This is a genomic window from Paenibacillus sp. TAF43_2 (assembly GCF_052113545.1).
GTDB lineage: Bacteria > Bacillota > Bacilli > Paenibacillales > Paenibacillaceae > Pristimantibacillus.
The window spans coordinates 1-13581 of sequence record NZ_JBFRDK010000020.1 but is presented as its reverse complement, the minus strand read 5'-3'; the positions used below and the strand labels follow the sequence as shown (position 1 = coordinate 13581).

The following is a 13581-nucleotide window of genomic DNA, read 5'->3' as shown; positions in this document are numbered from 1 at the left end:
TCGCTGATGCTGGATATAGTCAGTCTGAGTTATTATGCGCTACAAGCAGCAAGCAAGGGAAAAACTGAGCTGCGAGGAAGGATATTCGCTGTCGGTAAGACGAATGATTGAACCCGAAAGTGTTTTAGGGCAGATAAAGATTAACCAAGGATTCCGGCGTTTCTGCTTCGCAGCTTACCTAAGGTAACTAAGGTAAGTCTGGAGGTCGGGTGGCTTTCGCTTGCCCATAATCCTATGAAGCAAGCATAGACCAGAATAGAAAAATAGCAGTACAGGAATAGCTCTCCTGTACTGCTGCCAATACTCCCGTTCAAAGCGAGCTATTCCTCAGCGAGCTTGATGCTTATGGGACAGCCCCTTCTTTTGCGTTTTGCGATGTTTAATGTACATGTATTGAACAGCTAAATCTAGCTGAGACTGCTTGTCTCAGGTGTATCACAAGTAAATTAGTTTATAATAGAAATAAAGCGGCGGAATATCTCCTTAAGGAGGCAGGTTATGGAGCTGGATCATAAACAGCAGCTGGATTTAACGAATACTATTATTGAAATTGTGGATGTTAACTATTTTTCAGATTCCGATGAATGGCATTTGGAGTCACAAACGATCAAGAAGTTCACCTTTATATATTTTGAGAAAATCCAAGGTACCTTTGTATTAAATGGGGTTCCCATTCAGTTGAATCGCAAGAGCTCATTTATGCTTGAGCCAGGCATGACAATAGAAGCTAAAAGTGTGAGCGGACAGGATACAAAGCTCTATAGGATTACCTTTGATTTATATCAATTGTCGGAAGCAACCGCGCTGCGAAAAGTGTTTGATCAGCTGCTGTTTTTTCCAATAACGGGTAATATACAGCAGGATCAGTATCAAATTCAAAGGCTTGTCCTTGCGATTGCAGAGGAAGAAAAGGAAGCCTATCGGAATGTACATTCAGGCAGTATAGGGAAAAAACGGACTCAATTATATATGTATGAATTGCTTGAGCTGCTGCTGGGTAGTACTCCTGCCGTGTTGCCTGGGGGAGAAAAGCGAGCTATACAAATGACCATTCCATATATGCATCAGGCTTATGACTCTGACCTTACACTAGAGAAGCTGGCTGAGCTGGCAGGGATGCACCCCTCATATTATTCGCAAATGTTTAAGCAGGAGCTGAATATGTCGCCTATTACATTTCTCACGCACATTCGAATGAATCGTGCCAAGGAAGAGCTGCTGTTAACGAATCGCAAAATGAGCGAGGTAGCAAGGCGTGTAGGCTATCAGGATTCATTTTATTTCAGCCGCCGTTTCAAGGAATATGCCGGCTATGCACCGACGATGTACAAACAACAGCCAAAGCCGAATATTATCTCTTTGTCTTATGCTTATACGGATCATTTGCTGACACTTGGCATTACACCCGTAGCTGCTCAAGTGTACAAGGATATTCCAGAAACAACGCGGACGCTGGCGCTTCCCTTTCACGGATCGGATGTATGGCAGGTAAGTCGGCAAACGTTTCTGGAGACAAAACCGGATCTGATATTAGGCAAGGACAATGTGACCTCCAAGGCGAGAGAATTAATTGGTGACCTCGCTCCGATTATTACGATTCCATGGGGGACACTAGATATGTTCCAGCAGTTTCATGAGGTTGCGAGAATCGTGGGCAAAATGGAAATAGCGAGCGAGTGGTTGGAGCAGCATGCTCGTAAGGTACAAGCTGCACGTAAGCAGGTGAAGGAAACGATCGGAGAGGCTGTAGTGACCATTTGTGTTATAGGGCACTTTGGGCTGCGAATTTACGGAACACGCAATATCGGCCATGTCTTTTATCAATCACTGGAGCTTATTCCGTCTAAGCGGCTTCAGCAAAATATCGCAGAGCACACGGGTCCTAAACATTTCAATTGGAAAGCGATCGCGATGGAGCAGCTTATCGAATATGATTCGGATTTTTTATTTATCGTTGTTCGTCCGGATGTGAAAGCGATGGAGTATTTGCGTCAATTAGAGTCACAGGAAGCGTGGCTTCAGCATGCAGCAGTTCGCTGCGGTCAGGTTCATTTTCTGGAATGGGATAAGTGGATCGTCTATGCTCCTACGTCGGTCCAGAGTCAGTTGGACGAGGCGGTTAAAAAACTAACAGGTGAGCGATAATACATGAATCTAAGAATATTCCAAATAGAAACTCTTAAAATAAGCCATGGACGGTCTTTATGACACTTCATATAATTGATAATGATAATCAATATACGGGCGAGGTGAAATGGATATCGGTAAAAACAGCTGGGAAAGAACGTGGAGCGCCAAGCTGTCATTGCGAATAGCTATCTTTATTTTAGCGCTGCTGGCTCTTCTTGCTGCTATGTTTCTAGCGATATCGTATGGAGCGAAGGAGCTTTCAATTTCTGTAATATGGACAGCCGTATTTCAATATGATGCGACATTAACCAGCCATCAGGTCATTCATGAGCTGCGCCTTCCGCGGGTCATCGGAGCCGCTGTGGTTGGTGCCGCTTTTGCAGTGGCTGGAGCGCTTATGCAAGGGGTTACGCGTAACCCGCTTGCAGATACAGGTATTTTGGGTGTGAATGCAGGCGCCACCTTCGTTGTAGCGCTTTGCTTTGCTTTTGCACCAAATATGCCTTACTTAGGACTAATCGGATGCTCATTCGCAGGGGCTATGATTAGCACCATCTTTATTTTTGCAATAGGCTCAAGGGTGCCGGGAGGAATGACGCCGCTGAGGCTGACGATTGCCGGATCGGTAGTGGCAGCTATGCTTGGAGCGATCAGCACAGGCATCGCGATCTATTATGACCTTAGTCAGGATTTGGCGTTCTGGTTTTCTGGCGGGGTTGCAGGAATCAAGTGGCTGCACCTTAAGCTGCTTGTTCCCATTATTATAGCGGCGCTGCTGCTTACATTTGCGCTGAGCAGAACAATTTCTTTGCTCTCACTTGGGGAAGAGGTCGCCGTTAATCTAGGCGGCCGCATAAAACGTGCAAGAATATTGGCTATTACTGCGGGCGTCATACTTGCTGGTGTATCCGTATCTGCTGCTGGGTCCATTTCATTCGTCGGCCTTGTCATTCCTCATATTGTCCGTAAGCTGATCGGTGTAGATTATCGGGGCATTATTCCGCTTTCTGCAATTCTCGGCGCGATATTGCTAGTGCTTGCGGATTTGGCGGCAAGGATGGTTAATCCGCCTAGAGAATTTGCTTTAAGTGCTATGGTAGCGCTTCTCGGAGTTCCCTTCTTCCTCTATTTGGCTAGGAAAGAGAAGAGGAATTTATAATGGGAGTGAAATCGTTGCATTCCGAGAGCAAGCAGACAAAGCGGGCGCTCTTCGTCGGATTTGTGTTAATGGCTATATGTATGGCGGTTCTGATTTTAAGTTTGAATACAGGGACGATTAAGCTGTCTCCTATGCAGGTTCTAAGAACATTGATTGGGCTTGGCACAACGAAGGAAGCGACCGTGCTGTTCGATTATCGCATGCCGCGGATCTTGATTACGATGCTGGCTGGGATTGGTCTTGGCATATCGGGTGCCATTCTACAGGGTGTATTTCGCAATCCGCTTGCTGATCCGGGTGTCGTTGGGCTTAATGCAGGCTCGGCTGTTGGGCTTATTGTGTTTGTCAGCTTCTTTAAAACGCTGGAGAAAATGTCCGCGCTATTGATCCCGTTATTCACCTTCTGCGGGGCGATGCTTACCGCTCTGCTTATTGGCTTGTTATCCTATGAGCGGGGTCAACGGCTGCAGCCTGCCAGGGTCATCCTTGTGGGTATCGCAATCGCTGCTGGGTTCAGCGCATTATCTTTGTTCTTATCGCTTAGGCTTGATTCCGAAACCTACACATTTACTGCGAGATGGCTTGTCGGAAATGTATGGGGCAGAGATTGGATTCATGTGTATGCGTTGTTTCCTTGGATTATTGGCTTTGGTGTATTTGCGCAGCTGCATGCTAAAACGCTGAATGCTCTTGCATTAGGAGACGACACCGCAGTCAGTATTGGTGTATCACTTCATAGTAAGAGGATTTGGCTCATTATAGCGGCAGTCTCCCTCTCAAGCGCAAGCGTTGCGATGGCGGGGGGGATCGGCTTTATCGGATTTGTTGCGCCGCATTTGGCGAGAAGACTGGTTGGTTCTTCGCACCAATACGTCATTCCTATATCCGGGATGCTTGGACTCGTCATTCTAGTCATGGCTGATACAGCGGGCCGATCCTTATTTTTACCAAGTTTAATTCCTGCTGGCGTATTGGTTGCGGCTATCGGCGCACCTTATTTCCTCTATTTACTGCTGGCAGCACCCAACAAAACGAATTGAGGTTGAATATAACGATGTTTAAAAAAATGAATGTTTTGCTGCTTATCTGTATGGCTTTGGTGCTTGTGCTCTCTGCCTGCGGTCAAAAAAATAATAATCAGTCTGGAGCCAATACGGCTTCAACTGCTGCACCAGAACAAAACACAGCGACGAATACACCTGAGACGGCAGAGGTGCCCAAAATCGCTTCGTTATCGATCCATATTACGAATAATTTGCTTGCTCTGGATGTAACAGCGGCTGGCGGTGTTTTGGGCGGAAAAGCGAAGGATTTTCTTTCACATGTCGCTGATCGCTTGAAAGACACAGCGAAGCTTGGCGTAGCGAAGGAAGTAGACATGGAGGCATTGCTGCAGCTTGAGCCGGAAGTTATTTATGCCGATAAAGAATTTGCTGGTCAAGATATGGCTAAGCTAGAGGCGATTGCCCCGGTCAAAATGTTCGATCTGGATGAAGGCACATGGAGAGATCATTTGAAGCTGCTGGCTGCTGATCTAGGTCGCGAGCAGCAAGCTGAAAAATTTATTGCGGATTATGAAGAGCAGCTTAAGCGCGTCAAAGGTCTGGTTCAAGCGGAACTGGGCGATAACCCGAAGGCAATGGCTATTCGAGTAACAGCGAAGGAACTGCGCGTATTTGGTACGCCTCGTCCAATGGGACCTATCTTATTCGATGATCTCGGCTTCACGCCTGCAAACGGTGTAGAGAAGATTACCTCAGCTCCTTACGAAGTAATATCTCAAGAGGTATTGCCTGACTTCGATGCAGATGCAATCTTTGTCGTTGTAAATGTGGAGGCAGACGCTAAGAAAATTTATGATGAGATGCAAAGCAGTCCGATCTGGAAAGGATTGAAGGCTGTTAAAAACGGACATGTCTACGTCATCGGTGAGCAGCCTTGGCTGGATTACTCAGCCATTGGAAACAAGATGGCACTGGATGAAGCTGAAGTGTTTTTCAAGAAATAAGGACAATGGCATAGAGGCTGCTCCTGGAAGCGGGAATGAGCATAAGGAGCAGTTCTAAGAGAGCCGGACACCATTGAATCGAATGGTGTCCGGCTTTTCTGTTCTTTATGAATAAATTAAGCTACGCAAATATGGTTATTGTTTAAGTTTCCTTATCCACTCTCTAGCGCCAACCATGATGACATCTGGATTATACAGATGAAGCAGGTTAGTTAAAGCGTAGCCCAAATATTGACCTGCTTGGCGTACAAGCGCAGTCACCTGCGAATCGCCTGCTTCTAGCCGCTCACGCATTATAAATTATAGAAAATAGATGCAATAAGTTCGGCCATGCCAAGAACAAGTATAATTGTATTTTATCGGAGCCCGAAGTTTATAAATGGTAAACTAAAGAAGTGGTTTAGATAACTATCTATAACGAGGCGGATACAAATATGGAAGAACAAATATTGAAATTTCTTAAGGAAGCTTATTCTATTGGTTGTTATAAGGTGGAGACGGTAACCAATGAAATCTATCGTTGTCTTGCAGAGCAGGGCACCTTTTATGTTCGAATAACGAATTATAAAACCTATCACGAGCAGTCAGAAGAAGTGAGCTGGACGAATTTTTTATGCCATCAAGGCGTTGGCGCTTCTGAAGCTGTCCACTCTTCTAATCATCAATATATTGAAAAGATCATGCTGGATGAAGAAAAGCTGGCCGTTGTATATAAAGCTGCGGCGGGCATTCATTTGCCACGGGCGGAGTGGAACAAATCCGTACTTAAAAAGGTTGGAAAGCAAATAGGCAAGATGCATCGTGTAACCGAGTCCTATCGTGAGTCTACGGCACATCTTAAGGATTGGTATGAAAACAAGGAATACGATTTTCTCACACATATCCCGAAGGAAGAAACAGCGATACGAGAAATGGCGGATCATCTTTTAACAAAGATCAAGGGTTTACCTAAAAATAATTCAAACTACGGACTGATCCACGGTGATTTATGGCTAGAAAACATCTTAGTGGACGGCTCTGAAATTACGATGATTGATTTCCAAGATTGTGAAAAACATTTTAATATTTTTGATTTAGCTGTCCCCATCTATTCTGCTATGGAATACTCATTCTCAGGCGGAGGGAACATCAAGGACTATCGACAGTCCATTACGGCAGCTCTCCTTGATGGGTATAGAGAAGAGCACGAGCTATCTCCGGAGATGGTTGACACATTGCCTCTTTTTTTGAAATTGAAACAGCTGTTTGAATACAACTTGATGCATATGTATTGGAATCATGAACAATTAAGTGAGGAACAAATTCGAATTTTGAATTTATATAGAATGCGAATTGAGTATGATCACTTTTTGTAATAATTAGAAATCAAAATAGACCGAAACCATTCGATAATGTGGTTCTCGGTCTATTTCCTATTTTTAAAATGGAGAACAAGCGATTAGACCTCCTCCAAATTGGAGTAGTGTGTAACCCGGTTTCTCCCGCTTTTTTTGGAGTTGTAGAGCGCTTGATCAGCTTTTTGAAGCAAGGATTGATCGGTATCCTCCTGCGTAATCGTTGCTGCGCCAATACTAACCGTCACATGATATTCTCCCCAATGAGCTGTTTCAGTCTTGCTGCGATACCTTTCGGCCGCTAATATGGCATTCTCCTGATTGGTATTAGGAATAATAATGACGAATTCCTCTCCTCCAAATCGAGCCACAATGTCGTCTTCTCTTGACGCGGATACGAGTAATTGTGCCAGCTCTGTAAGAACCAAATCACCGACCGGATGCCCGTAGGTATCGTTAATGCTTTTAAAACGATCAATATCGATAATTAAAAGGGAAAATGGCAGCTCAGTTTGTTGAAATAATGCGATATACGCGAGCAAGCTCTCTTGAAAAAACCTTCGGTTTTTGAGCCCTGTTAAAGGATCGGTTGAGGCTAGCTTTTCCAGCTGGTGGTTCAAAATTAGCAATTGCGATTGTTTGCTTTCATATTCTTCATGCAGAAGTTCAAGCTTTTTGTTCGCTTCATTGGTTGCCCGATAAAGCTCCTCCAGCTTTGTTTTGGTTTGCAGGATATCGTTTTCATGTTCAATGCGTTTGCGCATTTCCACAACGACACAATCAATAACAGTTTCGCCATCCCGTTCGTGACGAATACCGTTTAACAGTACAGGCACATCAAGCTGGTCTCTCGTTTTAAACGAGAAATACATTTCATTCACATGCCCATACAGCTGGATATACGGATAAAAATAGGTATGAAAAAACAGTTTGTTCGTAAGAGACATAGTGGTTTCAAGATGTCGGTTCAGCAGTTCTTGCCGGTCAAAACCAAGCATGTTTAACAGCGTTTGATTGAACTCTAGAATTACCCCTGTACTTGAAATAGTGAAAAATCCACAGGGGGCATAATTTAACTGGGTATCCATGTAACGACTGCCTCTCTTCAAGTTCTAGTTGCTCGATAGATATTGTTTGATCAACTGCGTCGTCTCTTCGGGATGACTTAAGTGCGGGTAATGGCCTTTTGCGAGCATATGCTGAAGAGTACTGTTTTTAAGATGAGCATGCAAATAGTCGCCAACCTCAATAGGAGCAATGCTGTCGTCAGAACATTGAAGAATGAGGGCAGGGACGGTTGCATGGCTGAGATCAGCGCGACAATCGGATAAAAAAGTTACCTCAGCAAATTGCCTTGCAATATGGGGATCTCTAGAGCAAAAGCTTTTTTCCAATTCGCTAGTTAATTCCTTGCGTTCTGGATTTTGCATAACGATTGGCGCAAGGTAGCTCGCCCAGCCAATAAAATTCATTTGCATCATATGAAGCAATTCATCAATTTCATGCCTATGGAAACCTCCATAATAATCAGGAAGGTCATTTACATAACGCGGAGAAGGACCCAGCATAATGATGTGTTTAAAATATTCCGTATTGCGAATGGATGCAAGCATCCCAATCATACTGCTAACGGAGTGGCCAACAAATATAGCATCCTTTACATGCAGCGTATCCATAATTTCAATGACATCTTGCGCATAACCATGTAAACTACTATATTTTTCGGGATCATAATAATCGATTTGCGATTCTCCAGAACCTACATAATCAAACAAGATGATGCGGTAATCATCTTCAAAGGCCGGGACGATGTAGCGCCACATATCTTGATCGCAGCCGAATCCATGAGCAAATACAATCGTTTGTTCACCTTTGCCTAAAACCTTTACGTTATTGCGTACTAGGAAATCGACGGTCATCGGAATTCCCCTCTCTAAAATGATTAGTAAGCAGATACTCTGATAGCCATAAGCTTATGATCATTATATCTGATTACAGTGAACAATGGATTATTAATCTAATTAATTAATATATTAGCAGTGGAAATGATAGGGCTTTCTTTTTATTATCTTAATTGTGTATAGTAAAAACGAAATGAATGGGACAAGGAGTGTAGGCATGAATCGTTTCGGACAAATGAATACATTGCGTAATCAAATTTTCCTTGGCTTCATGCTCGTTATGGTTATCGTGCTGGGGGCGGTCGGCTTTTTTACGTATGATCAAGTTTCGGTTCTGCTGCGCAACAATGCGGAAAAACATATTCAACAAACGGCTGTTCAAGCGACAGGCAAGCTGGATGTGCTGCTGCGGCAGATCGATACGTTCACGATGCAGGTAGCAACAAGCGCAACGATCCAGCGGTTGATGGCACAAGAGGTGCAAGGACGAAAGATCAGCTTTGAAGAGCGTCAATCCCTTCAGCAGGAGATACGAAAGCAAGAAGCTTATGCAACGGGGATTCGCTCATTGGAGCTGTACACAACGGACTATCGGATGCTGTTCCCTCTCACGGATATAAGCTTGGACAACCGGGTATCTATGGACTGGCTTAGCCTTGTGGACAAGGGAAGAGGCAGGTTGGTCTGGTTCGGGATGGACCCTAGGTACCCCGATTCCATCATTGCGATTCGCCATGTTCGGCTTATTGACCATTCCTTCTCGCATGCAGGGTATTTGATGGTGCAAATTGATAAAAAATATTTTGAGCTCACCGAATCGAATGGAAACGCTGACAATGGTTCCAGCGAAATGATGGGTTTATTCGATGCCGAGAATCAGACGATTACCTCCGATTTTTCGAAGGAAGTAGACGTTGAGAAGATGCTTAATAAAGGAGATGAGACGGTAACGCTGGACGGAGAACGGTTCATGGCCATTGAGAAAAAATCGGAAATGACCGGCTGGAAAATTATTATTTTAACGCCGATAAAGTATGCTGCCGAAGGCATTTCGATTTTGCGTACCGTTATTATTGTTTCGATTTTAGTAGGCGGCATGTTATTTCTTATTTTAACGTTTATTTTATCAACGATGATTACTCGCCCAATATTGAATTTGATTAAAGTGATGCGCAATGCGAAGTTTGGAACCTTGAAGCCGATACCGGTTACGTCCAAAACGATGGAAATTAATGAGCTTAATAATACGTACAATCAGATGGTTGGCTCTTTGAATGAGCTCATTGATGTTGTCTATCAGAAGGAGATTGTTCAAAGCCGGACGGAGCTGAAGGCGCTGCAAGCGCAAATTAATCCGCACTTCTTGTTTAATACACTGGAAGCCTTTTATTGGGCACTGGATGAGAAAGGCGAAGAGGAGCTGGCGGATGTTGTTATTGCAATGTCTGGTTTGTTCCGATATGTCATTTCACACGCGGATGAGGATGAATGGGTAACGATCGGTGATGAGCTTGAGCATGCGCAGCGGTATTTAAAAATAATGGATATGCGCATGATCGATAGGCTGACATGGAAGGTTGAATCAGATGAAAATTGCCGCAGTGTGCCGATTCCTAAGCTTCTTATTCAACCGCTCGTGGAAAATGCTATTCTGCATGGCGTTGAGCAGCGAATTGGGGCAGGCACCGTTGTTGTTCGGGTCGAGCCGTCTGAGCGGACGGGTTATACTCGCATCGCTGTAACGGATAATGGACCAGGCATGGATGAGGAGAAAATTCGGGCGTTATACGCAGCAATGGACAAGGGTCAGCATCAAGCTTCCTCCAAAGGAACTGGAGTTGGCATAAGCAATGTGGAACGAAGATTGCTGCTTTATTATCATTTGGAAACCAAAGGCTTGGAAATTAAGAGCGAGATCGGCAGTGGCACAACCGTCGCCTTTGAGATACCGAATGAACATGGAAGGGGAATTCCAATTGAAAACCATACTGATCGTGGATGATGAACCGAGAACGAGGGAAGGCGTACGCAAAGTACTTGAAGCATGGTCGGCTGGACAATATCGGATAGAGACCGCATCCAATGGGATAGAAGCGATGGAGTGGCTGAAGCATAACGAGGCGAATTTGCTAATCACCGATATACGCATGCCTGAAATCGGCGGGCTCGATTTAGTGGAGCGAATAAACGAGCAGCTGCTGCATCCTCCTGTCGTCATCATTATTTCGGGTCACCCTGAATTTGATTACGCGCAGAAGGCGCTGCAGTTTGGCGTGGTCGAATATCTGCTCAAGCCTTTGGATAAAACTAAACTTATTAAAGCGGTAGAGCTTGCTATGAAGAGAGAAGAAAGCAAACACCGGATTGAGCGCATGGAGAAGCTAATGGACCCGAAGCTGCTGGATATTGCGCAGGAAGAAGACAGCTACAGCCCGCAGGTGCAAGAAGCGATTCAGTATTTAAAAGACAATTTGCAGAAGCCGCTCACTATGCGCGATACAGCAGAGCATTTGCATATGAATGCAAGCTATCTCAGCGTGCTCTTTAAGGAGCAGACGGGGCTTACGTTTAGCGATTATTTGACGAGAAAAAGGGTGCAAAGAGCTAAGGAATTACTGTCTACGACAAGACTTGCGATTGCTGATATTGCTGAACAAGTTGGTTATCAAACGGCGAAATATTTTGTGAAAGTATTTCGTTCGCTTGAAGGAACTAGCCCGGGTCAATACCGAAGAACGATCGCTCATTCCGAGGAGACAATCCAATAAAAGTAGTATTTTCCCCAATTCATGTACCCTTACGATGCTGACATCGTGTTGATAAAATGGATTTGTAAGATTCAAATCTATCACCAGCAGAAAAGGGGTTGTAAACGTGTTCAAAAAGAAATGGACGATTCTCCTATTGACTCTATGTCTTGCAGTTGTTGCAGCAGGCTGCGGTCAAAATTCGAACAATGGCGGTAAAGAGGGTTCAAAGAATGGTGCAAATGGAAGCGGTTCCGAGAAAGTAACGGTTAACTTTATGCACTTATGGCCTGAAGGTGTATCGGCTGGACAAAACAAAATTGTGAATCAAATTATTTCTGAATATCAAAAAGAGAACCCTAACGTTACGATCAAACAAGAAGTGCTGGATAACGAACAATATAAAAATAAATTGAAAGTGCTTTCAGCATCAAACCAACTGCCGGATGTAGGCGTGACTTGGGCAGCGGGCTTCCTTCAACCGTATGTTGAGGGCAAGCTGTTCACACCGCTGGATGATTTGCTAAGCGGAAATCTTAATGGCAAATTCGTCAGCGGCACAACAGAGGCTTATGCTGTAGACGGTAAAACGTATGGTTTGCCGCTCGAATTCAATATTTCACCGGTATATTACAATAAAGCGCTTTTTGAGAAATACAAGCTGGAAGTGCCTCAAACCTACGAGCAATTTAAGCAAGTTGTGAAAACGCTCTCTGAAAACGGTGTCGCGCCAATCGCCCTTGGCAACAAGGATCGTTGGACAGGATCATTGTGGTACATGTACCTTGCAGATCGTTTTGCAGGACAAGAAGCATTGTCCAAAGCAATTAGCGGCTCAGGATCTTTCAAGGATGAAAACCTAGTAAAAGCGGCTAGTGAGGTTCAAACGCTTGTAGACAGCAACGCATTCGTAAAAGGCTTTAACGGCTTGTCCAACGAAGAAGCAAAATCAGAGTTTCTGAACAGCAAAGCAGCTATGTACATGATGGGTACGTGGGAGCTTCCTAACTTTACAACGAATGAAGATATTCCTAAAGAGTTCCGCGACAGCGTTGGTTTCTTCAAGTTCCCAACGGTTGAAGGCGGCAAAGGCGATATCAACAGCTGGGTAGGCGGACCAGGCGTTGGATTGTTCGTTTCAGAAAGCTCAAACGTCAAAGCAGAAGCGAAAGCTTTCGTAGAATATTTTGTGGAAAAATGGGGCGAGCAATCCGTTACTGGAGCAGGTGTTATTCCAGCAACGAAGGTGGATACTTCCAAGCTTGAGCTGCCTCAGCTATATGTAGATTTGTTCAATGAAATGAACAAAGCTAGCAGCATTACCTTGTTTGCAGATGTACAAATGCAAGCAAATGCCGCAGAAACGCATCTCAACCAAATTCAAGCGTTATTCGGCAAAGCAGTGACTCCAGAGAAATTCTCTGAAGAGCATGATGCGGCCATTTCCAAAGGAAACTGACAGCTTCTAGAATAGGGAGCAGGGAAGCCGTTTGCCCGGCAAAGGATGCCGGGTAAACGCTTACTGCTTGAGAATGAGAAAGGAGTCGGCTAATTTGGATAAGGTCATGTCGAACAAAAGAATCATTGCGCTGTATGTGCTGCCTTCTCTGCTTCTGATATTAGCTATTGTATACATTCCAATCGTTCTGACTGGCTATTATGGATTAAACCAGTGGAATGGCATTGGAGCGATGAAATTTATTGGTTTGGATAATTATCAAGCTCTAATTAAGGATAAAATGTTTTGGAACAGCGCTGGTCACTCACTTATGTTAGCTGTTTTTTCAACACTTAGTCTCATTCTCTATTTAGTTATTGCTATGGTGTTGTCCGCCAAACTAAAGGGCGTCAATTTTTTTCGCAAAATATATTTGATTCCGATGCTGCTGTCGTCCGTAGCGATTGCACAGCTTTGGCTGAAAATTTATCATCCAACGAATGGGATTCTGAACAGCTTTCTCGAATCCATTGGGTTTGCAAATCCTCCCGCATGGCTGGCTGAGTCTTCACTGGTATTGTTTGCTTTATTCATTCCAATCCTCTGGCAGTATGCGGGCTTTTATATTTTAATTTATTACGCTGCGCTTAAGAACATCCCAGCTTCACTTGAGGAAGCGGCGAAGATTGACGGCGCGAACGCCTTTCAAATCGCCTACAAGATCAAGCTTCCGCTGGCGATGGAGGTCATTAAAGTAACGATCGTGCTGGCGATTGTTGGAYCGCTTAAATACTTTGATCTGATTTATGTCATGACAGATGGTGGGCCAAATGGCTCCAGTGAAGTGATGGCATCGTACATGTA

The 13581-nt window shown here is 44.3% G+C and carries 12 protein-coding genes and 1 pseudogene; 10 read left to right on the top strand and 3 right to left on the bottom strand.

Annotated features, from left to right (window positions below; genetic code table 11):
• Positions 1-34 precede the first annotated feature (34 nt).
• The 5 genes and pseudogenes from AB4Z17_RS06800 to AB4Z17_RS06780 all read left to right on the top strand — a co-directional run.
• A pseudogene (locus AB4Z17_RS06800) lies at positions 35-249 on the top strand (transposase); the annotation flags it as partial.
• A 249-nt stretch (positions 250-498) separates the two neighbouring features.
• A complete protein-coding gene (locus AB4Z17_RS06795) occupies positions 499-2145 on the top strand; it encodes a helix-turn-helix domain-containing protein (RefSeq protein ID WP_441958878.1) in 1647 nt (548 codons plus the stop codon).
• Positions 2146-2254: 109 nt separating this feature from the next.
• A complete protein-coding gene (locus AB4Z17_RS06790) occupies positions 2255-3289 on the top strand; it encodes a FecCD family ABC transporter permease (RefSeq protein WP_083682102.1) in 1035 nt (344 codons plus the stop codon).
• Complete coding sequence (locus tag AB4Z17_RS06785) at positions 3289-4329, top strand: FecCD family ABC transporter permease (RefSeq protein WP_441958876.1); 1041 nt, start codon at positions 3289-3291, stop codon at positions 4327-4329. Before AB4Z17_RS06790 ends, AB4Z17_RS06785 begins: the two co-directional genes overlap by 1 nt.
• A 14-nt stretch (positions 4330-4343) precedes the next feature.
• Positions 4344-5297 carry an ABC transporter substrate-binding protein gene (locus tag AB4Z17_RS06780; RefSeq protein WP_441958874.1) on the top strand — a complete coding sequence of 318 codons (954 nt, stop codon included), beginning with the start codon at positions 4344-4346 and terminating at the stop codon, positions 5295-5297.
• Positions 5298-5432: 135 nt separating this feature from the next.
• Here the strand turns inward: AB4Z17_RS06780 and AB4Z17_RS06775 are convergent, their stop codons facing one another.
• Positions 5433-5591, bottom strand: coding sequence for a hypothetical protein (locus tag AB4Z17_RS06775; RefSeq protein WP_441958872.1), 159 nt, complete (start codon positions 5589-5591; stop codon positions 5433-5435).
• 140 nt (positions 5592-5731) lie between these two features.
• On the opposite strand from AB4Z17_RS06775, the gene AB4Z17_RS06770 reads away from it, so the two are divergent.
• Positions 5732-6652, top strand: a complete 921-nt coding sequence (locus AB4Z17_RS06770) for a phosphotransferase enzyme family protein (protein ID WP_441908127.1) — start codon at positions 5732-5734, stop codon at positions 6650-6652.
• An 83-nt stretch (positions 6653-6735) separates the two neighbouring features.
• On the opposite strand, the gene AB4Z17_RS06765 is transcribed toward AB4Z17_RS06770, so the two are convergent.
• Positions 6736-7719 (bottom strand): sensor domain-containing diguanylate cyclase, encoded by a 984-nt coding sequence (locus AB4Z17_RS06765; RefSeq protein ID WP_441908126.1) that lies wholly within the window; start codon positions 7717-7719, stop codon positions 6736-6738.
• Positions 7720-7743: 24 nt separating this feature from the next.
• The gene (locus AB4Z17_RS06760; protein ID WP_441908125.1) at positions 7744-8550 is read right to left on the bottom strand and encodes an alpha/beta fold hydrolase; all 807 of its coding nucleotides are present in this window, start codon (positions 8548-8550) and stop codon (positions 7744-7746) included.
• Positions 8551-8749: 199 nt separating this feature from the next.
• On the opposite strand from AB4Z17_RS06760, the gene AB4Z17_RS06755 reads away from it, so the two are divergent.
• The 4 genes from AB4Z17_RS06755 to AB4Z17_RS06740 all read left to right on the top strand — a co-directional run.
• Entirely contained in the window at positions 8750-10534 is a 1785-nt protein-coding gene (locus tag AB4Z17_RS06755) for a sensor histidine kinase (protein ID WP_441958870.1), read from the top strand.
• On the top strand, positions 10509-11300 hold the full coding sequence (locus AB4Z17_RS06750) for a response regulator transcription factor (protein WP_441908123.1): 792 nt from the start codon (positions 10509-10511) through the stop codon (positions 11298-11300). Before AB4Z17_RS06755 ends, AB4Z17_RS06750 begins: the two co-directional genes overlap by 26 nt.
• Before the next feature lie 106 nt (positions 11301-11406).
• Complete coding sequence (locus AB4Z17_RS06745) at positions 11407-12738, top strand: extracellular solute-binding protein (protein WP_441958868.1); 1332 nt, start codon at positions 11407-11409, stop codon at positions 12736-12738.
• A 94-nt stretch (positions 12739-12832) separates the two neighbouring features.
• The coding region (locus AB4Z17_RS06740; RefSeq protein ID WP_441958916.1) for a carbohydrate ABC transporter permease at positions 12833-13581 on the top strand (749 nt) is incomplete at its 3' end.

Bases quoted from the DNA above. Each gene is read 5' to 3' on its own strand.
- AB4Z17_RS06770 (WP_441908127.1), top strand. From the start codon at position 5,732: ATGGAAGAACAAATATTGAAATTTCTTAAGGAAGCTTATTCTATTGGT.
- AB4Z17_RS06760 (WP_441908125.1), bottom strand. From the start codon at position 8,550: ATGACCGTCGATTTCCTAGTACGCAATAACGTAAAGGTTTTAGGCAAA.
- AB4Z17_RS06775 (WP_441958872.1), bottom strand. From the start codon at position 5,591: ATGCGTGAGCGGCTAGAAGCAGGCGATTCGCAGGTGACTGCGCTTGTA.
- AB4Z17_RS06790 (WP_083682102.1), top strand. From the start codon at position 2,255: ATGGATATCGGTAAAAACAGCTGGGAAAGAACGTGGAGCGCCAAGCTG.
- AB4Z17_RS06755 (WP_441958870.1), top strand. From the start codon at position 8,750: ATGAATCGTTTCGGACAAATGAATACATTGCGTAATCAAATTTTCCTT.
- AB4Z17_RS06795 (WP_441958878.1), top strand. From the start codon at position 499: ATGGAGCTGGATCATAAACAGCAGCTGGATTTAACGAATACTATTATT.
- AB4Z17_RS06765 (WP_441908126.1), bottom strand. From the start codon at position 7,719: ATGGATACCCAGTTAAATTATGCCCCCTGTGGATTTTTCACTATTTCA.
- AB4Z17_RS06785 (WP_441958876.1), top strand. From the start codon at position 3,289: ATGGGAGTGAAATCGTTGCATTCCGAGAGCAAGCAGACAAAGCGGGCG.
- AB4Z17_RS06780 (WP_441958874.1), top strand. From the start codon at position 4,344: ATGTTTAAAAAAATGAATGTTTTGCTGCTTATCTGTATGGCTTTGGTG.